Below are 25,749 nucleotides of genomic sequence, written 5' to 3' on the forward strand. Positions count from 1 at the left end.
GAGCCGAAAGCCTGCTGCCGTGCCATCCCGGATGAGCCATGTAAGCGTCTACTCACCAAATGTGAAGCACCGCCTCATTCGAAGAAGTATCTATGTGGCAACATTCCCACACGATGATTTGCCATTGACAAACTTATTAGATAATTCCTAATCGTAAGATGAACCGCCGAAGATGCGGACATCCAGGGAGGAATGATGAGACATTTGTTGGCGGCAGCCATTCTCGCGGCGATGACCACGGCCGCGCACGCCCAGATTTCCGATGACGTCGTGCGCATCGGCGTGCTGACCGACCTGTCGAGCTGGGGACGCGACAATTCCGGTCCCGGTTCGGTCGAGGCGGCCAAGATGGCGGTGGAGGAATTCGGCCCGACCGTGCTCGGCAAGCCGATCGAGATCATCTCCGCCGACCACCAGATGAAGACCGACGTCGGGGTCCAGATCGTGCGCGGCTGGTTCGACAACAACAAGGTCGACGCCGTCGTCGACATTCCCAACTCCGGTATCGCGATCGCCGTGCACAACATGGTGCGCGAGCGCAACAAGATTGCGCTGTTGTCCGGTCCCGGCGCGAGCTCGCTGACCGACGAGCTGTGCAGCCCCAACACCGTGCACTTTACCTACGACACCTACGCGCTTTCGAAGGTGACGGCGTCGGCGGTGATCGCGGAAGGCGGCAAGTCCTGGTACTTCATCACCGCGGACTACGCTTTCGGCCAGCAGCTCGAGAAGGATGCGACGCGCTTCATCAACGAGATGGGCGGCAAGGTGCTCGGGGGCGTCAAGCATCCGACCAACACCGCCGACTTCTCCTCCTTTGCACTGCAGGCGCAGAGCTCGAAGGCCGATGTAGTGGCATTCGCCAATGCCGGCCAGGACACCGACAATTCGATCAAGCAGTCCGGCGAGTTCGGCCTCGTGCAGGGCGGCCAGAAGCTGGTCGGCCTCCTGATGTTCGACACCGACGTGCATGCGATCGGCCTCAACGCCGCGCAAGGCACCTACATGACGACGGCGTCCTACTGGAACATGGACGAGAAGACCCGCGCCTGGTCGAAGAAATTCTTCGCCCGCACCAACGTGATGCCGACCATGATCCAGACCGGCGTCTACGGCTCGGTGCTGCACTATTTGAAGGCGATCCAGGCCGCCGGCACCGATGATCCCAAGGTGGTGATGGCCAAGATGCGCGAGCTGCCGATCGAGGACACCTTCGTGCATGGCGGCAAGCTGCGCGAGGACGGCCGCGTGATCCGCGACATGTATCTGGCCAAGGTGAAGAAGCCCTCGGAATCCAAGGAGCCGTGGGACTATCTCGACATCATCAAGACGGTGAAGGGCGAGGAGGCCTTCCGTCCGGTCTCCGAGTCGAAGTGCCCGCTGCTCAAGAAATAGGATCGATCGCGTGGCCAACGAAGAAACCTATGAATGCGACGCGCTGGTCGTCGGCTCCGGCTGCGCCGGGCTGTCGGCGGCGGTCACCGCCGGCCATCACGGACTGAAGGTCCTCGTCGTCGAGAAGGAGCCACGCTTCGGCGGCACCACTGCGCGCTCCGGCGGCTGGCTGTGGATTCCCGGCACCTCGCTGGCCAAAGCCTGGGGCATCGAGGAGAGCCCCGACCAGGCCAAAACCTATCTGCGCCACGAGGCCGGCAACAGCTTCGACGCCGCGCGCGTCGATGCGTTCCTGACCGAAGGACCGAAGGCGGTCGACTTCTTCACGACCAGCACCGCGGTTCGCTTCGACATGCCGCTGACCTTCCCGGACTATCACGCCGAAGCACCCGGCGGCGCGCAGGGCGGCCGCTCGATGGTGACGCGGCCATTCGACGCCCACGAGCTTGGGCCGGCCCTCAAGGATCTCGGCAGCCCCCTGCCCGAGCTCACCGTGTTCGGCATGATGCTCGGCTCCGGCAAGGAGATCGTGCATTTCATGCGCGCGACGCGGTCGCTGAGCTCGGCGGCCTATGTCGCCAAGCGGTTGTCGAAACATGCCCTCGACGTGATGCGCAACGGCCGCGGCATGACCCTGACCAACGGCAATGCGCTGGCCGGGCGGCTGGCGAAATCCGCCCTCGACCTCAAGATCCCGCTCTGGCTCAACTCGCCGGTGCGCGAATTAATCGTCGAGAACGGCGTGGTGCGCGGCGCGGTGGTCGTGCGCGAGGGCCGTGCCATCCGAGTCGACGCGAGGCGTGGCGTCGTGCTCGCCTGCGGCGGCTTCCCGCACGACGTCGCACGGCGGCAGAAGATGTTTCCGCATACGCCCACCGGAAAAGAGCATTATTCGCCGGGCCCGACCGGCAACACCGGCGACGGCCTGCGGCTTGCGGAATCCGCCGGCGGCCGCATCGACGATTCGCTGCCGAATGCTGCGGCCTGGGTGCCGGTCTCGGTCACCACGCGCAAGGACGGCTCGAAGGGCGTGATGCCGCATTTCATCGACCGCGCCAAGCCCGGCGTGATCGCTGTGATGGCCGACGGCAAGCGCTTTGCCAACGAAGGCAATTCCTACCACGACTTCGTGCAGGCGATGATCAAGGCGGCGAAGCCTGGCGAGGAGATCGCGGCGCACCTCGTATGCGATCATGCGACGCTGCGCAAATACGGCCTCGGCTGCGTGCCGCCGCGCCCGATGCCGCTCGGCCATCATCTCAAGACCGGTTACCTGAAACGCGGCGCGACGCTCGCGGAGCTTGCCGCGCAGACCGGCATCGATGCAAAAGCCCTCGAGGCAACAGTCGCCGAGTTCAACATGACCGCGGCCGAAGGGCGGGATCCCGCCTTCGGCAAGGGCTCACGCGCCTACAACCGCTACCAAGGCGACGCATTGCACGGGCCCAATCCCTGCATCGCGCCGATCCAGCACGGGCCGTTCTACGCCATCAAGATGGTGATCGGGGATCTCGGCACCTATGCCGGAATCCGGACCGACGCCAATGCCCGTGCGCTCGACGCCGACGGCCAGCCGATCGAGGGCCTCTATGCGGCCGGCAACGACATGGCGAGCATCATGGGCGGCAACTATCCCGGCGCCGGCATCACGCTCGGCCCCGCGCTGACCTTCGGCTATATCGCGGGCAAGCACCTCGCGGGTGCAATGGAGGAGCGAAGCGCAGCATGAACCGACTCCCGTCACCCTGAGGAGGCCGCAACGCGGCCGTCTCGAAGGGTCGACGGCCCGACTGTGGCCGTGCATCCTTCGAGACGCCGCTTCGCGGCTCCTCAGGATGACGGAGATAAAGACGGATGCAGTGCGCCAGGATTGTGGTGCCGTCACGCGTCTCGCGGACGGCATGGTTTCCTGCTAATTGCGACAGCACGAACGCGAACAGGGGCACATGGCCAGAGAAAGCCGCGGCATACAGTCGATCGAGGTCGGCGGAGAATTGCTTCGCGCGCTCGCGCGCAGCGGCGAGCCGATGATGCTGCGCGATCTCGCGCGCGAGGCCGGCATGCCACCGGCCAAGGCCCATCCCTATCTCGTCAGCTTCTCCCGCATCGGCCTGATCGAGCAGGACGAGACCACCGGCCGTTACGAGATCGGCGCACTGGCGCTCGAACTCGGGCTGATCAGCCTACGCCGGCAGTCCGCGGTGCGGATCGCAACGCCGCGCATCGCCGCCCTTGCCGACAGCATCAATCACGCAGTGTCGCTGTCGGTGTGGGGCACCCACGGCGCGACCGTGGTGCGGCTCGAGGAGCCGAGCCATCCCGTGCACATCGCGATGCGCGTCGGGTCGGTGGTCGCGCTATTGGAGACCGCGACCGGCCGGGCCTTCGCCGCCTTCATGCCGCCGAACGCGATCAGGACCGCGCTCGACAGCGGCCTCGACCGCCTCGGCGTCGGCTTCAATCCGAAGCGTGAGACCGCCGGCGCCAAGATCACGGAGCTGCTCGCCGAGGTCCGCAGCCGCGGCCTTGCACGCGCGATCGGCGATCCCCTGCCCGGCGTCAACGCCTTCGCCGCGCCGGTGTTCGATCACGCCGGCCACGTCGCGCTGGTCATCACCGCGATGGGCCCGGAGGGCACCTTCGACGCAGGCTGGGACAGCGCGATCGCAACCGCCCTGCGCAGCTGTGCCGGCGATATCTCGCGGCAACTCGGACACAGCACGGTGCAGACATCAAGCTGATGGAGGCTGCCCCCTCCGGTCGGGAGAAGGCCTTCTCGTTATGCTGCATGCGGAGCGGAGGGAGTATTGGCTCAGCGCTCCCTGAAGGCCTCGGACGTAACCTTTGTAAGCGGCGAGAGCAGATAGCTGATGATGCGGCGGTTGTCGGTCTTGACTTCGGCGGTCAGGGTCATGCCCGGCGTGAGCGGGATGATGGCATCATCGATCTTCATCGCCGTCTCCTCCAGCGCTATAGTGACGAGGAAGACGAAATTCTGCGGCTGCCCCGGCGCGCCCGGCTGGTTTGCCATCGCATTCACGGTGCTGGTCGGATTGGCCTGCTGGCGTCGAGCGGTCTGTTCATCGATCGCATCATTGGCCACGTTGATGACCTTGCCGTGCAGCGAACCGAAGCGGGTGAACGGGAAGGTATCGACCTTGACCACGACGTCCTGGCCGACTTTGACGAACCCGATATCGGTGTTCGAGACGTAGACCTCGGCCTGCAGTTTCCCGCCGTCCGGGACGATGCTGAGGAGCTGCTGGCCGGTGGTGACGACCTGGCCGAGCGTCGTGACGGCAAGCCCCTGTACGGTTCCGGAGGTCGGGGCAAGCAGTTTGGTGCGGGCCAGCTTGGTATTGGCCTTGGCATATTGCTGCACGGCGTCGTCGAGCTTCTTCTCGGCGTCGGCAAGCTTCGTGCTGTTGTCAGCGATGAAAGTCGCGAGATCCTTGTCCTTCTCGGCGCCCAGTTCGGCGATCGCGGCCTCGGTCTCGAGCAGCTGGCCCTTGTCGCTGGCAAGCGACGATCGTGACTTGTCCAGCGACTCCAGCGCATCGAACAGGTTGATCTTGGTGCCGACCTCGAGCTTGAGTGATGCCTCGCGAACCGCCACGCGGTCCTGCAGTGTTTTGATCAGTTCGGTCTGATAGGCGATGCTCATGTTCAGACGTTCTCGGGTCGCGTGCTTCTGCGCGATCTGTTTCTCCAGCGTCCCGAGGGTCTCGGCGAGCTGGGACACGTCCGCCGCCAGGACACGCGTCTCACGGCCGCGGAAACCGGGCGGTACATCGTCCTGCCATTCGATCTCGGTAACCGGAAGCAGCGGCTTGAGCGGCCAGGCCTTGGCCTGATCGATCGCCACTTTCCGCCGCGCGACCTCCGCGCGAAGCGCGCTCGCCGCCTCGCTTTGCCGCCTGGCCTCGGCCTCTGCCTCGGCGGCATCAAATGTCATCAACTCCTGCCCGGGCTCGACATGCATTCCGTTGGTCACAGACAGCGAGACCACGGTACCCGGATCGAAAGGCTGGATGAACTTGGTTTGGCCGGACGGAACGATCTTGCCGAGCGCCACGGCATGCACGTCCAGCTTGCCGAACACCGACCAGGCAAGCGCCGCTGCCACGAATGCGCAGATCGTGAGCATCAGCGCCACCTTGACCGGCGACGCGGGAGTTTCCAGGATTTCGAGCGCGGACGGCAGGAACTCGCGGTCGGGACCGCGAACGTCCGACTTGAAAGGAAAGAGAGCCTGACGAACCGGCGTGACGTCCTTGCCCATCACTTTGTCCAATCGTTCTGCAGCGACCACAGACGCGCGTAGAGGCTGCCGCTGTTTGCAATCAGCTGGTCGTGATTTCCCTGCTCGACGATCTTCCCGTCGGACATGCCGATGATCCGGTTGCACGGCCGCACCGCGGCGAGCCGGTGCGCGATGATGATGACGGTGCGGCCCTTGGTGATGGCGCGCATGTTGTTCTGGATGATGCGTTCGCTCTCGTAATCGAGCGCGCTTGTCGCTTCGTCGAGGATCAGGATCCGCGGGTTGGTCGCAAGCGCTCGGGCGATGGCGATGCGTTGACGCTGCCCCCCCGAGAGGTTGCTGCCGCGCTCCTCGATCATCGTGTCATAGCCTTGCGGCAGCGCACCGATGAACTCGTCCGCACCGCCCAGACGCGCGACGTGCATCACCTGCGCACGCGTCATGGCGGGGTTGGCCAGCGCGATGTTCTCGTGAATCGTCCGGTTGAACAGCAGGTTTTCCTGCAGCACGACTCCGATCTGCCGGCGTAGCCAGCTCGGGTCGAGTTGCGCCACGTCCACGCCATCGAGCAGAACCTGGCCACGCTCCGGCAGATAGAGCCGCTGAATCAGCTTGGTCAATGTCGACTTGCCCGAGCCTGATGGCCCGACGATCCCGATCACTTCGCCGGCCTTCAACCGCAGCGAGACGTTGCGCAGAACCTCGGGGCGGCCAGGCTGATAGCGGAACGAGACCTCGCGCAACTCGATATCGCCTTTCGGTGGCGGCAGCGTCGGCAGGCTTGCCGGAATCGGCTCGACCGGCGTGTTGAGAATGTCGCCCAGTCGTTCGACCGACACCTGAACCTGCTGCAAATCCTGCCACAGTTGCGACAGCCGCAAGATCGGCTGCAGGACCTGGCTCGAGATCATGTTGAAGGCGATCAATTCGCCGACCGTCATCGACCCGGAGATCACCGCCTGCGCGCCAAATAGCAGGATCATCGCCGTGGTGAGCCTGCCGACATACTGGATCAGATTCTGCCCGAGGGAACCCAGCATCGACGCTTCGAAGGATGTGCGTACATACGCGGCCAGCCGGTCTTCCCACTCCGCCTGCATGATCGGCTCGACACTGGCGGCCTTGAGCGTCAGCGCGCCGACGATCGACTCGACCAGGAATTGCTGGCTGCGTGCGCCGCGATTGAATTTCTCCCGGATCTTCTCGCGCAGGAACGGGCGGATCAGGCCCGCGATGAGGATGTAGAGCGGCAGCGTCGCCAGCACGACGAGCGTCAATGGCACGGAATAGAGGAACAGGACACCGACGAAGACAAAGGTGAAGAACAGGTCGAGAAGCGACGTCAGTCCCTGGCCGGTGAGGAAGTTCCTGATGGTCTCGAGCTCGCGCACGCGCGCGATCGTCTGGCCTGTTGCACGGGTCTCGAAATAGGCGATCGGAAGCCGGAACAGATGATGGAACAGCCGCCGCCCGAGTTCGACATCGATGCGGTTGGTGGTATGGCTCAGAGCATAGGTCCGAAGGTATTGCAGCGTCGCCTCGAACAGGCCGAGCGACACCATGCCTACGACCAGCACGATCAACGTCGACATCGCCTTGTGAACGAGCACCTTGTCGACCACGAGCTGGAAGAACAGCGGCGTGATCAGGCCGAATATCTGCACAAAGAACGAGGCCAGCAAAACGTGCGAGAGCACGCGCCGGTAACGCCAGATCGACGGCAGGAACCAGCTGAATCCGAACGTCTTCGGATCGATGCCGGCGCCGCCGGCCCCGCCGCGTGACCAGCACGATCTCGCCGTTCCATTGCTGGGACAATTGCTCGAGATCGACTTCGGCGGTGGCGCGTCGCACAGGGTCGGCCAGACGGAACTGGCCGGTCTTGGCGCCGGGCGCGAGCACCAGGAAGCCGCCTTCCTTGAGTCCGATAATGGCCGGCAACGGACACCTTGTCAGACGCTTCGCCGTGGCGTTGGTGATCCAGCGCGCCTTCAACTCCAGACGTTTTGCGGCCGCAACGAGGTCCGCGGACTCGGCCATCCGTCCGGCCAGCCCCAGTTCGTGGCCGAGCTGCCGCGGATCGGCGGCGATGCGGAAATAGCCCGCCACCAGCGCCACGGAATACAGGCCCGTGTCGACCTTTTCGACCGACGCCGGAGCGTCGTCATCGCGGATTGCTGATTGCAACGTCATGACTATCCCTTGCTACCACCGCAATACCGCTTTCAACACCAAGGACCCGTTCGACGCTTGCTCTTGCCGGTTTGCCGGGCCTGGCCGGATCGAACTGTCGAACAAATTCCATCCATTCCGGCAGGCAGCGCCGCTTCAGATCGTACCGATCGACGATGGTGCGGCGCGCAGCTTTCCGCAGGCCCTGAAACCGCGACGGCGCCGCCAGCGCCTCGATCGTGAGCTCGGCGAGCCGTTCCGCGTCAAAGAAATTGACCAGCAGTCCGTTCTCGCCGTCGACGATCACCTCTTCGACGGGCGCCGTCTTCGAGGCGATCACCAGCGCGCCGGCGCTCATCGCCTCCAGCATCGACCAGGACAGCACGAACGGATAGGTCAAATAGAGGTGCGCGCTCGATATCTGCATCAGCGCGACGAATCTGTCGTACGGGATCGATCCGACGAAATGCACCCGATCGAGCGGCAGCGAATCCCGGACCTCTTCCAGGAAGATGTTTTTCCAGCTGCGGCCGTCCCGCGGCCGCGGTCCATAGGACGCGCCATCGCCTCCCACGATCACCACCTGGGCGTTCTTTCGCTCCGCGAGGATCGCCGGCAGCGATCGCATAAAAATATGATAACCCCGGTAGGGTTCGAGATTGCGGTTGACGAAGGTAATGACTTCGTCATTGGCGCCGAGTGTCCGGCCGTTCGGCAGCACGAAGGTCGCCGCCGGATCGGGTGCCACCACGTCGGTGTCGATGCCCTCGTGCAGCACCCGGATCTTCGATTGCAGATGCGAGGGATATCGCGCCCTTTGCCACTCCGTCGGAGCGACCGCGGCGTCGGCGTCGGCCATCGAGAGCAGGATCGGTGCGTTGTTCAGGCGCGCGGCATAGCGTTCGTTGAACGTCAACGTCGCGCGGAACTCGGGATCGAAACCGATATTGGCCCCGTCGGCCGAATAATAGAACTCGGCGTGGACCGCGAGCTTCGCCGACGGCCAGACGTCGCGCACCGCGAGCGCTTCGCCCCATCCGACATGGCCGAAGACGAGATCGGGAACGTACCCTTGATCCCTCAACTTCAGCATTTCGTCGGCGGCATGCCGTCCACGCACCACGTGTTGCGAGAAGGAAGCCGCCAGCGGAGAGGGCTTGCCAATATTCGCTTCATTGAAGCGGTAGCGCCGGACCGGCACGATTTCCGGCCTGGTGTTACGACTATCGCAGAGCGCCAGGACGTCGTCGCCGGACTTTTTCAAGAGCTGCGCGATGTGTCTGAACTGCGCCGGAAAGTTCTGGTGAATGAAAAGAACGCGCATGATCTGATGTTCGGTTTGAAATGATTTTCCTAGCGCTGCTTCTCAATAAGCAACGTCTTCGGCCGCCGCGATCTGGCGGTCTCGAACAATGAATAGGTCCGGCTGACATAGTTGGTCACCGAGGATACGCCCTGCATGTACTCGCGCAGCTGTGGCGTCATGTCCGCCTCGACCAGACGAACGGGCCGGGTCGGATCCTGGAATTCGAAGCGAACGTAGAACCACGGGTCGCCGCGCTTCAACACCAGCTCTTTGCTGATATCGTGCCATTCGAACGCCCACATCATCGGACGCGGCCAGATATGGATCGGCAGTCGGCCGCCGATCATGACGCCCGGCAACGGCGTCGAATAGTAGTGATTGAAAGCGGGCAACTGCATCATGTAGGCGAGTTCATCGGCCAGGAAGATGTAGGGGCTCGCAATTTGCAGAATCGGCCGCTTGGGATGCCGCCATTCCTTTGGGGAATTGAGCCGGACCAGTTCCGCAAGCGCCTTGGGCCGGATCGTGGCCATGTCGCCCGCCGTACTGCGGAGCCGTGGCTCGTTGGTCTTCGGATCGAGTTCGATACGGATCTGAATGTCGACGGGGCAATTGACCTGGAATATCCGCGAGTCGTGATCGATCACGGCAGGGCAGAACGACACGCTCTTGGCGTGCGAGGTGCGCTTCTCTTCCCGGGTGAGCCGGCTCGGCGCCTCCCAGATGAAGGTGGCCTTGGTGGTATCAAGCGTCCAGCCGACCTCGACAGCCCGGCTGAGGGATACCTTCTTCTTCAAAAAATCAAACATCCCCTGAACCTCTGCCGGCCATCATAGATTGCCTGGGCCGGCCCCTGCAATTGACACCCCCACCGCAGCCACCTCCGCAAAAACACGGTGAGAAACACGCCGCGCCCGGCCGCTACGAGAGCGGACGGGCGCTTTCGGTCTGAAACCGGGGGGTCGTGGACCATCCTGCTCCGGTTGCGGCCGCGAAAAGGGCCCGGGAGAGTACTCCCGGGCCATTTCGCGTTAACTGACAATCGAGAAATTCGACGCCGTGACCGTCGATGCGGTAGCCCCATTCAGCCAGACCGCAGTGTCGCTGTCGACCTGGATGACGAAGTACGCGCCGTTCTGGAAGGAATGCGACAGCACGTCCGCGAACGAGGTGAAGCCGGAACCATTGAACTGCACGGTATCGGTGGCCGCGTTGAAGTCCTGGACCACCTGGACGCTCGGCACGTCGTTGGAGACGAACGTGTTGTTGCCGCCGCCGCCGAAGTAGTAGTTCACGCCTTGGCCGCCATCGAAATAGTCGTTGCCGGCACCGCCGAGAAGCACGTCGACGCCGTCACCCCCGTACATGGTGTCGTCGCCGTTGCCGCCGTAGAGATAATCATTGCCCTTGGCACCGTACAGGACGTCGTTGCCGTCGTCGCCGTTCTCGACCACCGAACCCTGGGTGGCAATCAGGACGTCGTTGCCCGCTCCGCCATAGGCGTTGCTGAGATTGCCAGCGCTCAAATAGATCCAGTCGTCGCCGGCATCGCCTTCGATCAGATCGACGCCGTCGTTGCCGACCATCGTATCGTTGCCATTGCCGCCATATGACGTGTCGTTGCCGTCGCCGCCGTACGTCAGATCGTTGCCGTCGCCGCCGAACAACAGGTCATCGCCACCGCCGCCTGCCAGCACATCGTCACCCGCGCCACCGTACAGACCAGGCGCGACACTGATGCCGGCGGCCACGATATTGGCGCCGCTGTCATTGCCGTCGCCGCCGAAGATCGTATCGTTACCATTCGAACCATACAATGCGTCTCGGCCGGCACCGCCGTCGATTATGTGGGCCTGAGTGGTTAGGCCGAACGTATCATCGTTGATATAGTCGTCGCCGGCGCCACCGTATTCCTGCTGAACGACGGCGCTATTGCCGCCCTGGATCCAGTCATTTCCGTCGCCGCCATAGAAGTTGCCCCAAGCAGGACTTGTCCACAGGGCGTACAGGTAGTCGTTACCTTGGCCGCCTTCCCAGTAGTCGAAACCGACGATGCTGCTACCCAGCGTGTCGTTGCCCTGGCCGCCGTAGAGTGAGTCATAACCAGCTGTGTAGCTGACGCTGTTGTCAGTGCTGTCGCCGTAAAACACGGGCATAGAATGTCTCCGTCAATATGGGCTCTCGGTCGAGCCAGCCAAAAAACACGAAGGCAGCAGCAGAATAAAATTGAGAGCTGCCCGACGAACCGGCCTCGAGAGGCCGGGCGTAAAAATAAGCCGTTAACCTAGCATCCAACTGTTTTGGTATCGGCGCTGGGTGCGAGGTTCAATGGAAACGAAAAAACACCTACCTTAACTTCCAAAGCCGGCGGTGGAGCTGGGTGACCGGCGTTGGCACCAAGTGCCGGAGTTGCGAAGATGTGCGGTCCGGCTTGGAACAGTGCACGCGGCTCGGCAACAGAGTCCCGGAGCCTGTCTTGCCTGCTAACAATAGAGGAAATCATCGCCGATTAATGTGGTCGCGCTCACACTTGGTTCGACCGACCAGAAGGCCATGTCGCTACGCACCATGGAACAGCTCCGTCAAGATCCGGGCTCTTGGTCGAGCCCGCTGAAAATATCCGGCGACGCAGCGTTGACGTCACCCCGACAAAATGGCCGCGGAGGCCAGACCTGCAATAGACTGATACGCTAACACGGTCTTGGCCAACCACGCTATCGCTCGCAGGTTGCAGGTTCAAGGAGATTGCAAAAAGAAAACGGGTTCCAATATCTTGCCCTCTCCTGATATCAATCTCCGGTTTAATTTATTTTGGATAACCAGATGTCGTTTCCGACTGCCGCGATCTCGTATCTTCCCGAAGCCTACTCGCTTGGCGATAAGCGAATCATGGGACGCCAGGCCGCTGGCGCCGGATTTCTTAAGGCGCTCGCGCGCGAGAAACCGGAACGGCTGTTCTGCTACACGCCAAAGCGGGAATTCGTCGACCAGTTCGCGACCGACATCCGGCGCTCCGGATCGGATGCCACCACCATCGAATGGCTGCCGCCGCCGGCGCACCGACGGCTTGGCGAACCGGGGTTGCTGTATCTGCCCGATCCCGGCCTCAGCCAGTATGCCTGGCGACGGGCGCGGCATTCGCCCCGCGCCTACAGCCTGTGCGGCATCACGCACACGACGATGACACATGTCGCGATGGGCATGCTGTCGTCGATGCCCCTCAGTCCACTCGAGCATTGGGATGCCGTGATCTGCACCTCGCTCGCGGTGCACAAAAGCGTTGACCAGTTGCTCTCGGCACAGGCCGCGTTCCTGAAGGCGAGGCTCGGCGCGCGGCGCATGCCGATCCCGCAGCTTCCGGTTATCCCGCTCGGGGTGAACTGCGCCGACTTCACGTTTCGCGATGGCGAACGGCAGCGCGCCAGGCAGATGCTGGGCATCGACGACGATGAGATCGTCTTGCTCTACGTTGGACGGCTGTCTTTCCACGCCAAGGCCCACCATGTTCCGATGCTGCTGGCTGCGGAACAGGCCAGCAAGGGGCATAGGGTCGTGCTGGTGCTGGCGGGTTGGTTCGGCAAGGACGCCACCGAGCAGCTCTTTGTCCGCGAGTGCTCGGAATTCGGCCCATCGCTGCGACGCATCTTTGTCGACGGACGCAAGCCCAAGGACCTCAGGGCCGCATGGGCGGCAGGAGACATTTTCACCTCGCTTGCCGACAATTTTCAGGAAACGTTCGGGCTTACGCCGGTCGAGGCAATGGCCGCCGGACTGCCGGTCGTGGTGTCGGACTGGAATGGCTACAAAGAGACCATCCGTCACGGCACCGATGGCTTCCGGGTACCAACGTTCACCCTGCCACCCGGTTCGGCCGAATTCCTGGTCGAGCGGGCAGACTTCGGCTTCGACAACTACGATACCTACACGGCACTGACGAGCGCAATGATCGCCGTCGACATTCCCGCCGCAGCAGCCGCCTATGCCGCACTCTTTGCCAATCCCGATCTGCGGCGACAGATGGGCGCGGTGGGGCAGAAGCGCGCGCGCGATCATTATGACTGGTCGCAGATCATGAAGCTGTATCGCCAGCTGTGGACCGAACTCGCCGACCGCAGGCGAAGCAAAGTCGAAGGCACAGTTCCGGCCGGAATGGTTCGTCCGGACCGGCTCAATCCATACACCATGTTCAACGGCTATCCGACCCGAACGCTCGAGGGCGCATGTGCGTTCGCGCTTGGCGATGGCGTGGACCGCAAGGAAGTGCAACGCAGGCTATCAGCCGAAAGCATCGGTCGTGCCGCACAGACACTGACCAGGCCGCAGGCCGTGGACGGCATCGTCAACGCATTTGAAAAGCATGGTCCATCATTGTCGATGTCGGAACTGGTTAAACACACACCCGACATCCCGCGCGATGTCGTCGACAGAACGGTGATGATTCTCGCCAAGTGTGGCGTTCTCAGGCTCTTGCCCAACCCGCACGCGACGCCTTCCGCGAGCAAACGATAATCCGGCAGCCGGCTGTCCTGCTCGCAGCTTCACCGCACCGACCCCCGGAAACGGGATCACAAATGAGAAGGCCGCCTCAACCGGCGGCCTTCTTTGGAGCGTATTGCAGTCAAAACTCCGGAGATCAGGGCCCGGTCTCAATTCTCAACTGAACTTGAACATGCTCGCATCGAGCTGTGCCGGCGCCACGCCGATCAGCCAGACCGCACTGCCGGCAGCATCGGTGATGATCGTGGTGTTGATCCCGGCAACGTAGGTCTCGGCCGCCTGTACGTCGGCAAACGAATGCAGCGATGTCCCTGCAAAGTTCACGAAGTCATTCACGCCGCCCGTATTGAAGTCCTGGACGACCATGACCTCCGAAGAGGCGTCGCTGATCACGAACGTATCGGAGCCACCACCGCCCCAGGCGTAGTCAACGCCGCCGCCACCGCTGATGACATCGTTGCCGCTGCCCATCAGGAACACGTCGACGCCGCTGCCGCCGGTCACCGTATCGCCGCCGTTGGAGCCATAGACGTAGTTCTGGCCCGAACCGCCGTAGATGACATTGCCGTCGGCCTCGCCCGACGAGATGAAGATGTTCAGGCCCGAGCCGCCGTACATGGTGTCGACGCCTGCGCCGCCGTAGAAGTAGTTGGTGCTGTTCCCGCCATAGAGATAGTCGGTGCCATCACCGCCAAACATCACGTTGACATCGCTTCCGCCGGTCCCACCCGAGCCGATCAAGGTATCGGTGCCGGCCCCGCCAAACAGATAGTTGAAGCCGGCGCCTCCATAGAGCACATCATTGCCGTCCTCTCCCAGCAACACGTCGAGGCCGTTGCCGCCGATCAGGACGTCATTGCCGGCGCCGGCATAGATATAGTCGTTGCCGTCGCCGGCATCGCCATAGTCGTCGCCATTGCCGAGAACGAGCACGTCGTTTCCGGCGCCACCGGTCGCGGTATCATTGCCGTCACCGCCGTAAAGCGAGTTATTGCCGGCATTGCCCGTCAGGACGTTGTTCAGCGCGTTGCCGGTGCCGAAAAGATTGCCCGAACCGTCCAGGATCAGATTCTCGACGTTGGCGGTCAGGCTGTAGTTGATCGTGGTGTGAACAGTGTCGGTGCCTTCACCGGTGTTTTCGACCACCACGTCGCCGGGATCGTCGACGTAATAGGTGTCGTTGCCCAGCCCGCCGGCCATCGTGTCCGCACCGGCCCCGCCGTCCAGCGTGTTGTTGCCTGCGCCGCCCGTGATGAAATTGGCGAGCGCGTTGCCGGTACCCGAGACATTGTTGGACGTCGCGATCGCGAGGTTTTCAACGTTGGCAGCGAGCGTGTAGTTGAAGTTACCGACGATCACTGCCGTGTCGGTGCCCTCGCCCACATTCTCGGTGATGGTGTCGCCGGGATTGTCGAGAATGTAGGTATCATTGCCGGCACCGCCGACGAGCGAATCTGCGCCGCCGATACCGTCGAGCAGATTGTCGCCGCCGTCACCGATCAAGGTATCGTTGAAATTCGACCCTCTCAGTCCTTCGATCGAGGTGTAGGTATCGCCGGCAGCGTCGCCGGTGTTCGAGGCCGGATTGGCCAGGCTGGCCAGCACGCCGGCCGCGGCGTTGACATACTCCGCAACGTCGTTGCCGGCTCCGCCATCGAGCGCGTCGGCACCTGCGCCACCACGCAGATTGTTGTCACCGCCGTCTCCGGTCAGCGTGTCGTTGAAGGCCGAGCCGATAATGCCTTCGATCGAGCTATACGTATCGCCCGCGGCCTCGCCGGTATTGCTGGCCGGATTTGCAAGACTGACGACCAGCGCCGTCGCCGCATTGCCGTAGTCCGCGTAGTCCGTGCCGGCGCCGCCGACGAGCGAGTCGGCGCCGAGGCCGCCTCGCAGGTTGTTGTTGCCTCCGTCGCCGATCAGGGTGTCGTTGAAGTTACCTCCCTGGATGCCTTCGATCGAGGTGTATGTGTCGCCGGCAGCTTCACCGGTGTTCTGGGTGGGATCGGCTAGGTCGGCCACAATGCCCGTGGCCGCATTGCCGTAGTCGGCGTAGTCGTACCCCGCTCCGCCATCAAGCGAGTCCGCGCCGGCGCCACCGCGCAGGAAGTTGTTGTTGGCGTCGCCGATCAGCGTATCGTTGAATGCACTGCCTCTGATCGCTTCGATCGAGATGTAGACGTCTCCGGCGGCTTCTCCGGTATTCAGCGCGGAGTTCGCCAGATCGGCAACGACCCCGGTTGTTGCATTGAAATAGTCGGCATAGTCAAAGCCGGCGCCGCCATCCAGCGTATCGGCTCCGAGACCGCCCTGCAGGAAGTTAATTCCGGAATCACCGACCAGATGATCGTTGAAGTCGCTGCCGCGCAATCCTTCGATCGAGATATAGGTGTCGCCGGCCGCTTCGCCCGTATTCTGGGTCGGGTCTGCGAGGTCTGCCGTGATGCCGACGCCCGAGTCTGAATAGGAAGCGAAGTCGAAGCCGGCACCGCCGTTGAGCACGTCGGCTCCGGCGCCGCCGCGCAACGTATTGTTGTTGGAGTCGCCGATCAGCGTGTCGTTGAAGGCCGAGCCTCTGATCTTGGAGATGTTGGAGTAAGTATCGCCGGCTGCTTCGCCGGTGTTCTGGGTGGGATCGGCGAGGTCGACCACAAGCCCGGCGGATGAATTGGCGTAGTCGGCATAGTCATTGGCCGAGCCGCCGATGATCGAGTCGGCCCCCAACCCGCCCTGCAGGTAAGAGGTGTTTCCATTGCCGATCAGGGTGTCGTTGAAGTTGCTGCCGATCAGGCCTTCGATCGATGTATAGGTGTCACCGGCCGCAAAACCCGTATTGACGGCTGGGTTTGCCAGGCTCGCTTTAATGCCGACGCTGGAGTCGATGTAGGATGCAAAGTCTATCCCGGTTCCGCCGTCCAGGGAGTCGGCGCCATCGCCGCCGATCAGCGTGTCATTGCCGGCAAGTCCCAGCAGCGTGTCATTCGTGTTCGAGCCGTTAGGTGTTCCGGTTACGGTGTCGTTGCCTGACGTGCCTGTAAATGTCGCCATGATATAATCCCCTTGCGTGGTCAAAAAAGTCGTTGTGCAATGCGAGTAGTCGGCAGAATCCAGATTTCGGCAGGAGAAACGAAGCGGGAAACGCCGATTGGCTAAACAGAGCGTGAGAGCAAAAACGACAGCAGTGCAGCAGCGAAAGAGCTGCCGCTCAGTTAGTGCGTTGAGTTGATCAGGTGACGAAAATCCAATCGGGGCGCGTTCAGCCGACCTGGACCGGCAATGAGTTCCCCCTCCCCTTTTCCAATATTAACGAAATAGTAAATATGGAAACAATCTAAGCGAGAGGATTTACGCGAGTCAACGCTCATCTGCACGACGATTGTCGCGGAATTCGCCTGGTCGATCTGCGGACCAGCTCACGGCAGCGCCACGAGCTCGGGCGGGTAGTGTCGTCGGCCGCAAGCTTGCGACTATGCGCTGCGGTGCACTCGCAACCGCAACATGATTCCAGAGCCTGGCCTGAAGACAACATTGCGTTCAGCTTGACGACGATAGGTCGCAGACGCTTTGGCCAGGATCTCGAGCATCGGCCCTTGCCGGAACCGAAAATCACTGGAAACTGCGCGTCGATTGCAGATGTCATGGAAGGTGGAGGATCAAGCGATGGGAAGCGTATGGCGAAACCCCGTACTGATCGCGAGCGTGCAGCCCAATCCTCCTGTCAACGGCACCGATAACGGGTCCAACAACCTCGATGCACCTGTGCTCGCCGCCATCGGCAACGACCAGATGGCGATGGTCTACATGCAAGGTGGCTATGCCAACTTCCCTGACCTCAGCTACCGATCCATCGTTCTGCAACGGGTCGATCCGCTCGGCAATACGTTCGGGACCCCGATCACGATCACCAGCAGTTCTTACAGTCCGACCTTGATCGGCTCGGTCCTTTCGTCGCCTGGCGTGACCGCGCTCTCCACTGGATCGGTCGCCGTTTCCTACACTTACGGATCCTACAACACGGGCACGCTGCGGACCGACGTGTTCGCGAAGATTGTCGCGCCAGACGGCACCGTCGGGGCGGAAATCAAGCTCAATACCACCGCGGGCAACGAAACCAACGCAACGATTACGGCCGTGGCAGGCGGCGGATTTCTTGCGGTCTGGCAAGATGCCATTTCCCCTCTACCGGGCAGCGTCGGCGGCGACGGCTCCGGCTCGGGCATCAACGCCCAGCTGTTCGATGCCGCCGGTAACAAGATCGGTTCCGAGTTTGCGGTCAACACGACGACCGCCGGGAGCCAAACCACCCCTTCGGCGACGACGCTCACCAATGGCAACATCCTGGTCAGCTGGATCAGCGGCGCCAATGTCGAAGCGCAGATCTACACCTCGGCCGGCGTTGCGGTCGGATCGGAGATGACCTTGTCGACCGCGCCCGGGCCCAGCGCCTCGGTCGGCTACGACAAGGTCGTCGCGCTCTCCGGCGGCGGCTTCGCGCTGGTGCGGGACTACACGAACTCGATCATCGCTGCCCTCAACCCCGTGATCGATGTGCAGGTGTTTGACGCGACGGGCACGGCGGTCGCGCCGGCCCTGCAGATCGACGGCGTCGGCACCGGCTATTTCATCAATTCAATCGACGCAGCCGCGGCGAGCGACGGCGGCGTGACGGTGACCTACAGCGCCAACGACGCGATCGTTGGGGTCACGGCGGTCAGCCGCTACCACATCGCAAGCAACGGATCGCTTGGTGACGCCAGCACGGTGACGACCGCCTCGAACAGCACGTCGGCAATCGGCGCGGCCGCGATCGCCATGTATGGCGACGGACGCGAGCAGATCGTCTGGGAGCAGCACCAGCCCGGCTTCGCCGACACCTTGCAGGAATCGATCTACGACGATCGCAACACCACGACGTTTTACGCGACCGCCACGCAGCCGACCGCGGTCGGCAGCATCTCGAACGACCTGATCTACGGTCACGCCGGCGCGGACACGCTGTATGGCTACAGTGGCAACGATGTTCTTGTCGGCCAGGGCGGTGACGACATCGGCTATGGCGGCGACGGCAATGATTATTTCTATGCCGGCGCCGGCAACGATACGCTGTTCGGCGATGCAGGGCTCGACGTGCTGCTCGGCGAAGACGGCAACGACGTGCTCTACGGCGGCACCGGCTTCAACTATCTCTATGGCGGCAACGGCAACGATATTCTGAACGGCTCGGGCGGCGCGGCTCCCAGCGACGTCAACGTGATGTACGGCGGCGATGGTGCCGATCTGCTGTATGGCGGCGCCGGCACCAACTATTTTTACGGCGGCGCCGGCGTCGACACCATGTACGGCGGATCCGGTCTCAACATCTTCATCTCGTCGGGCGAGAGCGTCGGCAATGTCATCTATGGCGGCACCGGCCAGAACTATGTCTATGGCTCGAACGGCGGCGACACCGTCACCGGCGGCACCGGCGTTGACGTTTTCCTGATGGGTTCCGGCAACGACAGCATCACGGGCGGCGGCGGCGTTGACTATGCCTGGGGCGGCGGCGGCAGCGATACCTTCACCCTCAACGATTCGACGTCCGAGGTGATGGTGATCCAGGACTTGAATGCCGGCGGCGTCAACGACCTGATCAATTTCGCTGGCACGTCGCTGCACTCCTTCGCCGATGTCCAGGCGGCGTCATTCTACGTGGCCGGTACCAACACCACCATCATCACCGACGCCGCAGGCAACGCGGTCTGGCTGACCGGCGTCGCTCCGGAACAACTGGACGGCAGCATGTTCAAGTTCAGCTGAATGCTTCGGGCCCAGACGGCATCTGCAACGCCCGGCTTGATCCGCGCCGGAGCCGCTAGTAAATGTTACCGCTCGTTGTTGAGCCTTGCGAGTGCCCCGCACTAGGCCCCCAACACCGGAACCGTCACGGCCGCGAACCTCTCGATCGTGAGCTAAAGATTTTTTAGGCGGGCTTTCCGCGCCGAACGCCCCCCCCCCCCGAAAATTCCGCGGGCCGAGCGAGTTTTTTCGCCTCGGATCAACTAAAAGTGGTATCAAGCGTCGATAAAGCGAAATTATTCAAATGCATCTTGCAACGGGCGGTTGGATCGGGCGGACGATTTTACTGAGGGGTAGGAAATGGCTTGGACTTATACTGTTCAGCTCAGCGGTAGCGCTGGAGCGGCGACGGATTCGGCCCTGGTTTACGACCTGCAACAGGCGCTAAGCGTCTGGCAGGACTATATCGGCGGCATCGGCAATCTTGTTGTCGACCTCAATATTACGACCACCGCCGTGGGGCGGGCAGATGGCGGGCCGACGTCGTCCTATTATGTCGGAACCAACGGCGGCTTCGACGTCTATGAGCCTTCGAGCCAGTACGAACTGACGACGGGACAACACCTCAGCGGCACGACGAGCGACATCACCATCGATGTCGACACCTCCTATCTGCAATATCTCGATCTGGACTACGGTCTGAGTCCGAGTAGTCAGGTCCCGTACAACAAGCTCAACCCGATCGACGTGTTCCTGCACGAGGTGATGCACGGGTTCGGGATGACGGGCTGGTACAGCCAGAGCGGTCAACTCCCCAGCAACTATGAATCGACCTTTGACACTTTTATCCAGAAGTCCGGATCGCTGGCCTATTTCATCGGTGCGCATGCGGAGGCCGCGTATGGCGGCCCGGTACCGCTGACGACGGACAGCAACGACGGGGAAAACTACTATCACTTCGGCAATCAGCAATCCGACTTCAACGCCTCGCCATCAACAGTCACGGACCCGCTCACGCTGGATCTGATGAATGGGATCGTGTTCTTCGACGACTACCAATACGTCGTTTCATCGCTCGATCTCGGAGTGCTGAAGGACCTCGGATACAGCGTCCGCGGCTACGCCGACGACACCATGTACGGCACGGCTGGTGCGGACTCGCTCTATGGAACGGCATCAAACGACCTGATCTCCAGCGGCGCAGGCAACGACATCATCGTTGCGGGCGCCGGCTTCGATACCATCGACGGCGGCGACGGTAACGACTACATCTACGCTGGCGCCGACGCTGACGTTTTGAGCGGCGGCAACGGCAACGACGTATTGCTCGGCGAAGACGGCGATGACGTGATCTATGGCGGCACCGGCTTCAACTATCTGTTCGGCGGCAGCGGCAATGACACACTGGTTGGCGCGGGCGGCACGTCGGCCAGCGACGTCAATGTGATGTATGGCGGCGACGGCGCCGATTATCTGTTCGGCGGCGCCGGCACCAACTACTTCTATGGCGGCGCGGGCGTCGACACGATGTATGGCGGCTCGGGTCTGAACATTTTCATCTCGTCGGGCGAAACCGACGGCAATCTGATCTACGGCGGCTCCGGCCAGAACTACGTTTACGGCTCGAACGGCGGGGACACCGTCACCGGCGGCACCGGCGTCGACGTCTTTCTGATGGGCTCGGGTGCGGACGATATCACCGGCGGTGGCGGCGTCGACTACGCCTGGGGCGGCGGCGGCAGCGACACCTTCAACCTCAACGACAAGGCGTCCGATACCGAAGTGATGGTCGTCGAGGACTTCAACGCCGGCGGCGTCAACGACTTCGTCGATTTCGCAGGTACCTCACTGCATTCGTTCGCAGACGTCCAGGCTGCCGAATTCTACGCGGCCGGCATCAACACCACCATCATTACCGACGCCGCAGGCAACGCGGTGTGGCTGATCGGCGAGGCACCCGCACAACTGAACGCGGGCATGTTCAAGTTCAGCTGAGAGTGTTGGCTTCACGCCGTGGGCGATAAACGCGCCCGCAGCAAAAAGCCCCGGACGATGCCGGGGCTTTTCACGTGATCGATCGCAATGACCGCAGCTCAATAGCGGTAGTGATCCGACTTGTAGGGACCTTCCTGCTTGACGCCGATATAATCGGCCTGGTCCTTGCGCAGCTCGGTCAGCTTGACGCCGATCTTGGCGAGGTGCAGGCGGGCGACCTTCTCGTCGAGCGTCTTCGGCAGCACGTAAACCTTCTTGGCGTACTTGCCGTCCTTGTTGTTGGCGAACAGCTCGATCTGCGCCAGCGTCTGGTTGGTGAACGATGCCGACATCACGAAGGACGGGTGGCCCATCGCATTGCCGAGGTTCACGAGGCGGCCCTCCGACAAGAGGATGATGCGGTGCTTGTCGGGGAATTCGATCTCGTCGACCTGCGGCTTGATGTTGGTCCACTTCAGATTGCGGAGCGAAGCGATCTGAATCTCGTTGTCGAAGTGGCCGATGTTGCAGACGATGGCGCGATCCTTCATCGCGCGCATGTGCTCGATGGTGATGATGTCCTTGTTGCCGGTGGCGGTGACGAAGATGTCGGCGCGCGGCGCGGCATCTTCCATGGTCACGACCTCATAGCCTTCCATCGCCGCCTGCAACGCGCAGATCGGATCGACTTCGGAGACCATGACGCGGCAGCCGGCCTGGCGCAGCGAGGCCGCCGAACCCTTGCCGACATCGCCGAAGCCCGCGACCATCGCGACCTTGCCCGACAGCATCACATCGGTACCGCGGCGGATGCCGTCGACCAGCGACTCGCGGCAACCATAGAGGTTGTCGAACTTCGACTTGGTGACGCTGTCGTTGACGTTGATCGCCGGGAACAGCAGCGTGCCCTTGTTGGCCATCTCGTACAGGCGATGCACGCCCGTGGTGGTCTCTTCCGACACGCCCTTGATGTTCTTGGCGATCTCGGCGAAGTAGCCCTTCGGCTTCTCCTTCAGCAGGCGCTTCACCAGCGCGTAGAAGATCTCCTCTTCTTCCGAGCCCGGCTTGTCGAGGAAGGCGGTATCGCCCTGCTCGGCGCGCACGCCGGCATGCACCAGCATGGTGGCGTCGCCGCCGTCATCGAGGATCATGTTCGGCGTGCCGCCGCCGTGCCAGTCGAACAGCTTGGCGGTGTAGTCCCAGTACTCGGTCAGCGTCTCGCCTTTGATCGCGAACACCGGAATGCCGGCAGCCGCAATCGCGGCGGCGGCATGATCCTGGGTCGAATAGATGTTGCAGGAAACCCAGCGGATATCGGCGCCGAGCGCGGCCAGCGTCTCGATCAGCACGGCGGTCTGGATCGTCATGTGCAGCGAGCCCGCGATGCGCGCGCCCTTCAGCGGCTGCTTGGGGCCGAATTCTTCGCGGGTGGCCATCAGGCCGGGCATCTCGGTCTCGGCCAGCGAGATCTCCTTGCGGCCGAAATCGGCGAGCGCAATGTCCTTGACGATGTAGTCGGTGAAGCCGGGCTTCGTGGGGGCGTTCATGTGAGCGTCCTGTTGTTGAATTGGTCATTCCGGGACCCCTCAAAGAGGCGAACCCGGAAGCTCGAGGTGACGGATAAGGATTCCGGGTTCGCTCGCTCCCGCGAGCGCCCCGGAATGACGCAAGTCAGAGCGCGCGCTTGAGCTGTTCGACGAGATCGGTCTTCTCCCAGGAGAAGCCGCCCTCATTGTCGGGCGTGCGGCCGAAATGACCATAGGCCGAGGTGCGCGCGTAGATCGGGCGGTTGAGGTCGAGATGGGTGCGGATGCCGCGCGGCGTCAGATCCATCGCCTTGGCTGCCGCCTTCTCGAGCTGATCCTCCGACACCTTACCGGTGCCGTGGGTGTCGATGTAGATCGACAGCGGGCGCGCCACGCCGATTGCGTAGGCGAGCTGCAGCGTGCAGCGGTCGGCGAGACCGGCCGCGACGATGTTCTTGGCGACGTAGCGCGCGGCATAGGCGGCCGAGCGGTCGACCTTGGTCGGATCCTTGCCGGAGAACGCGCCGCCGCCATGCGGAGCCGCGCCGCCATAGGTGTCGACGATGATCTTGCGACCGGTCAGCCCGGAATCGCCGTCGGGACCGCCGATGAAGAACTTGCCGGTCGGATTGATGTGCCAGATCGTCTTGTTGCTGATCCACTCCTGCGGCAGCGCCTCGCGCACATAGGGCTCGACGATGTCACGGATCTGCTTCGAGGTGAGGTCCTCGACCAGATGCTGGTGCGAGACCACGATCTCGCGGACGCCGACCGGCTTGCCGTTTTCATACTGCACGGTGACCTGGCTCTTGGAGTCCGGACCGAGCACCTTCTCCTTGCCGGAGTGGCGCGCTTCGGAGATCAGGCGCAGGATCTTGTGGGCATAGAAGATCGGCGCCGGCATCAGGTCCGGCGTCTCGTTGGTGGCATAACCGAACATGATGCCCTGGTCGCCAGCGCCCTCTTCCTTGACCTCGCCCGGCTGCAGCGCGTCGACGCCCTGCGCGATGTCGGCCGACTGCGGATGCAGCAGGATCTCGATGTCGCAGTTCTTCCAGTGGAAGCCGTCCTGCTCGTAGCCGATGTCCTTGATCGCGTTGCGAACGACGCTCTCGATCTGCTCATTGGTGACCGAGCTCGGGCCGCGCGTTTCGCCGGCGATCACCACCTTGTTGGTGGTCGCGAGCGTTTCGCAGGCAGCGCGGATCTGCCACGGGTCGATGCCCGCTTTCGGTCCCTCGCGGTAGAACAGGTCGACGATCTCATCGGAGATACGATCGCAGACCTTGTCCGGATGGCCTTCGGAGACCGACTCGCTGGTGAAGAGATAAGACGCGCGCATCAACTAAACCCCTTGTTTCGTCGAAGTCCGACGTTGGTTGGTGAATATGTCCCCGGAATGTCAGTCTCGTCGCCGTGAGATGACGTAGGATTCGTCGTAGAACCACAGCCCGTTGTGTTTGCGGAGAACCTCGCGTGTGGCCTCGAGAGCTCGTCCGTTTTCGGTCGTTTCGGTCAACCGCTCGTCTTCGATCTGCGCGACATACACCGCCGCATTCCACGCCGCAAAGGCCGTCGAGGTTCCGATCGAGCCGGTCACCTCATTGGGCAGCGCTTCCATATCATATCGAAAGATCGAACGGTTATCGGCGTAGGCGTTGAAGTTCAGCTCGCGGCCGGCGGAGCCCAACTCGTATTTCACGGCGCGCAGTATCTCATGGCGGCTGACGGCGAAAGGATTTTCTCCGGGCCACACCGCTTGAATCATTTCAAGCCCGGGATCGCCGCCGTGGGAGTGGATTCCTATCAACCGTCCGCCGCCGCGCAGCGCGCGGGCGAGCGGCGCGATGATCCGCTTGGCGCGGAAGTTCACCGAGGATTTGGCGCGGTAGGGCTGCGAGGCGATCACGAGATCGAAATTAGCCTCGGTGCGGCCGGCCCGCGGAATGATGGAATCGAGCAAAAAGCGGTGATCATCCCGATACAGCACCAGCGCCACCGGCCGCTCATAGATCGGCATCGCATTGCCGGGGCTCAGATTCGCTCGCCAGTTCTGCTCAAGGAATGGGCCGAGTTCGGCGATCTGGGCCTCGAATTCCCCAGAGGACGCACCCCGCAAGGCCACCTCATGCCAGATCATGCTGGCAGCGGCCGCGGAGTTCTTCGGCGTCAGCCAGGGCGCCTCGGCGTAATACATGTTGGTGAAGACGAAGACGCTGGCCGGATGCTCGAACAGGCGGTCGGGGACCTTGTCGAGGGTGAGACGGACGTCCTCGAGGCTCAGTTCCTTGCCGGCGACATAGAACGGCATATGTGGGAAGCGGCCATGCATGGCACGCAGGACCCGCGCCAGCACGGTGCCGTCGCCCATCCCGGCATCGAATACCCGCAGCGCCGGCGGCCGGGGGTGGATCGCGGCCAGCTCCAGCGCTACCCGATCGGCGATCACCCGCTTCTCGCTGCAGGTGTGCACGAACAGCAAATAGCGCTGGCGATTCTCGAAGAACCGGAAATTGCCCCGCGGATCGCGCTTTTCCGGTGGAACCACGAGGCCGCGCGGCGGCGCCACACCGCCCGGCGTGGACGTCGCGATGAAGCCGTTGATGCGGTCGAGCGTGTCGATGGTGATGCGCTTGCCCTCGCGCAACCGGTGCACCAGCTTGCCGTCGTTGACGGCACGGCGGCCGAACGTCGTCTCCGCCATGTCGGAACGGCGGCAGAAATCCGTGATCTGACTGAGGATTTCGTCGTTCTTCATGGGGCCAAGGGCGGACGGCGGAGTGGGCAGCGGTGAGTGGGACGAAAGTGGGCAGAGATCGTGTGTGACGGCGTGTTACCAC

The 25,749-nt window shown here is 62.6% G+C and carries 14 protein-coding genes and 1 pseudogene; 6 read left to right on the forward strand and 9 right to left on the reverse strand.

Going from position 1 to position 25,749, the window contains the following annotated elements:
- The first annotated feature begins 195 nt into the window (after positions 1-195).
- The 3 genes from ACVMB0_RS32830 to ACVMB0_RS32840 all read left to right on the forward strand — a co-directional run bounded on the left by ACVMB0_RS32830 (position 196) and on the right by ACVMB0_RS32840 (position 4,136).
- Positions 196-1,395 carry an ABC transporter substrate-binding protein gene (locus ACVMB0_RS32830; protein ID WP_461348846.1) on the forward strand — a complete coding sequence of 400 codons (1,200 nt, stop codon included), beginning with the start codon at positions 196-198 and terminating at the stop codon, positions 1,393-1,395.
- A 10-nt stretch (positions 1,396-1,405) separates the two neighbouring features.
- A complete protein-coding gene (locus ACVMB0_RS32835) occupies positions 1,406-3,124 on the forward strand; it encodes an FAD-dependent oxidoreductase (RefSeq protein WP_461348847.1) in 1,719 nt (572 codons plus the stop codon).
- A gap of 217 nt (positions 3,125-3,341) precedes the next feature.
- Positions 3,342-4,136 (forward strand): IclR family transcriptional regulator, encoded by a 795-nt coding sequence (locus ACVMB0_RS32840; RefSeq protein WP_456753743.1) that lies wholly within the window; start codon positions 3,342-3,344, stop codon positions 4,134-4,136.
- Between the two features lie 71 nt (positions 4,137-4,207).
- Here the strand turns inward: ACVMB0_RS32840 and ACVMB0_RS32845 are convergent, their stop codons facing one another.
- The 5 genes and pseudogenes from ACVMB0_RS32845 to ACVMB0_RS32865 form a co-directional block, all read right to left on the reverse strand.
- Positions 4,208-5,677: an HlyD family type I secretion periplasmic adaptor subunit gene (locus ACVMB0_RS32845; RefSeq protein ID WP_456753742.1), complete on the reverse strand. Its 1,470-nt coding sequence runs from the start codon at positions 5,675-5,677 to the stop codon at positions 4,208-4,210.
- Positions 5,677-7,852 (reverse strand): annotated as a pseudogene (locus ACVMB0_RS32850) (type I secretion system permease/ATPase). Before ACVMB0_RS32850 ends, ACVMB0_RS32845 begins: the two are co-directional and overlap by 1 nt.
- Complete coding sequence (locus tag ACVMB0_RS32855) at positions 7,824-9,155, reverse strand: glycosyltransferase (protein ID WP_461348848.1); 1,332 nt, start codon at positions 9,153-9,155, stop codon at positions 7,824-7,826. Before ACVMB0_RS32855 ends, ACVMB0_RS32850 begins: the two are co-directional and overlap by 29 nt.
- 29 nt (positions 9,156-9,184) lie before the next feature.
- Entirely contained in the window at positions 9,185-9,946 is a 762-nt protein-coding gene (locus ACVMB0_RS32860) for a hypothetical protein (RefSeq protein WP_456753739.1), read from the reverse strand.
- A gap of 222 nt (positions 9,947-10,168) precedes the next feature.
- Positions 10,169-11,293: a calcium-binding protein gene (locus ACVMB0_RS32865; protein WP_461348849.1), complete on the reverse strand. Its 1,125-nt coding sequence runs from the start codon at positions 11,291-11,293 to the stop codon at positions 10,169-10,171.
- A gap of 667 nt (positions 11,294-11,960) precedes the next feature.
- On the opposite strand from ACVMB0_RS32865, the gene ACVMB0_RS32870 reads away from it, so the two are divergent.
- Positions 11,961-13,646: a glycosyltransferase family 4 protein gene (locus ACVMB0_RS32870; protein ID WP_456753737.1), complete on the forward strand. Its 1,686-nt coding sequence runs from the start codon at positions 11,961-11,963 to the stop codon at positions 13,644-13,646.
- A 144-nt stretch (positions 13,647-13,790) separates the two neighbouring features.
- Here the strand turns inward: ACVMB0_RS32870 and ACVMB0_RS32875 are convergent, their stop codons facing one another.
- Positions 13,791-16,682: a beta strand repeat-containing protein gene (locus ACVMB0_RS32875; protein WP_456753736.1), complete on the reverse strand. Its 2,892-nt coding sequence runs from the start codon at positions 16,680-16,682 to the stop codon at positions 13,791-13,793.
- A 612-nt stretch (positions 16,683-17,294) separates the two neighbouring features.
- Between ACVMB0_RS32875 and ACVMB0_RS32880 the strand changes: the two genes are divergently transcribed.
- Complete coding sequence (locus ACVMB0_RS32880; protein WP_461348850.1) at positions 17,295-19,430, forward strand: hypothetical protein; 2,136 nt, start codon at positions 17,295-17,297, stop codon at positions 19,428-19,430.
- A 339-nt stretch (positions 19,431-19,769) separates the two neighbouring features.
- On the forward strand, positions 19,770-21,404 hold the full coding sequence (locus ACVMB0_RS32885) for a calcium-binding protein (protein WP_461348851.1): 1,635 nt from the start codon (positions 19,770-19,772) through the stop codon (positions 21,402-21,404).
- A gap of 98 nt (positions 21,405-21,502) precedes the next feature.
- Here the strand turns inward: ACVMB0_RS32885 and ahcY are convergent, their stop codons facing one another.
- The 3 genes from ahcY to ACVMB0_RS32900 all read right to left on the reverse strand — a co-directional run bounded on the left by ahcY (position 21,503) and on the right by ACVMB0_RS32900 (position 25,667).
- The gene (gene ahcY / locus ACVMB0_RS32890) at positions 21,503-22,930 is read right to left on the reverse strand and encodes an adenosylhomocysteinase (protein ID WP_456753732.1); all 1,428 of its coding nucleotides are present in this window, start codon (positions 22,928-22,930) and stop codon (positions 21,503-21,505) included.
- A 124-nt stretch (positions 22,931-23,054) separates the two neighbouring features.
- Positions 23,055-24,251, reverse strand: coding sequence for a methionine adenosyltransferase (gene metK / locus ACVMB0_RS32895; RefSeq protein ID WP_456753731.1), 1,197 nt, complete (start codon positions 24,249-24,251; stop codon positions 23,055-23,057).
- A gap of 60 nt (positions 24,252-24,311) precedes the next feature.
- Positions 24,312-25,667 carry a hypothetical protein gene (locus ACVMB0_RS32900; protein WP_456753730.1) on the reverse strand — a complete coding sequence of 452 codons (1,356 nt, stop codon included), beginning with the start codon at positions 25,665-25,667 and terminating at the stop codon, positions 24,312-24,314.
- Positions 25,668-25,749: the final 82 nt, after the last annotated feature.

The sequence above is a fragment of the Bradyrhizobium sp. USDA 4451 genome (assembly GCF_054822585.1).

Coding starts and splice junctions, on each gene's coding strand:
- ACVMB0_RS32830 (WP_461348846.1), top strand. CDS start 196: ATGAGACATTTGTTGGCGGCAGCCATTCTCGCGGCGATGACCACGGCC.
- ACVMB0_RS32840 (WP_456753743.1), top strand. CDS start 3,342: ATGGCCAGAGAAAGCCGCGGCATACAGTCGATCGAGGTCGGCGGAGAA.
- ACVMB0_RS32845 (WP_456753742.1), bottom strand. CDS start 5,677: ATGGGCAAGGACGTCACGCCGGTTCGTCAGGCTCTCTTTCCTTTCAAG.
- ACVMB0_RS32855 (WP_461348848.1), bottom strand. CDS start 9,155: ATGCGCGTTCTTTTCATTCACCAGAACTTTCCGGCGCAGTTCAGACAC.
- ACVMB0_RS32860 (WP_456753739.1), bottom strand. CDS start 9,946: ATGTTTGATTTTTTGAAGAAGAAGGTATCCCTCAGCCGGGCTGTCGAG.
- ACVMB0_RS32865 (WP_461348849.1), bottom strand. CDS start 11,293: ATGCCCGTGTTTTACGGCGACAGCACTGACAACAGCGTCAGCTACACA.
- ACVMB0_RS32870 (WP_456753737.1), top strand. CDS start 11,961: ATGTCGTTTCCGACTGCCGCGATCTCGTATCTTCCCGAAGCCTACTCG.
- ACVMB0_RS32875 (WP_456753736.1), bottom strand. CDS start 16,682: ATGGCGACATTTACAGGCACGTCAGGCAACGACACCGTAACCGGAACA.
- ACVMB0_RS32880 (WP_461348850.1), top strand. CDS start 17,295: ATGGGAAGCGTATGGCGAAACCCCGTACTGATCGCGAGCGTGCAGCCC.
- ACVMB0_RS32885 (WP_461348851.1), top strand. CDS start 19,770: ATGGCTTGGACTTATACTGTTCAGCTCAGCGGTAGCGCTGGAGCGGCG.
- ahcY (WP_456753732.1), bottom strand. CDS start 22,930: ATGAACGCCCCCACGAAGCCCGGCTTCACCGACTACATCGTCAAGGAC.
- metK (WP_456753731.1), bottom strand. CDS start 24,251: ATGCGCGCGTCTTATCTCTTCACCAGCGAGTCGGTCTCCGAAGGCCAT.
- ACVMB0_RS32900 (WP_456753730.1), bottom strand. CDS start 25,667: ATGAAGAACGACGAAATCCTCAGTCAGATCACGGATTTCTGCCGCCGT.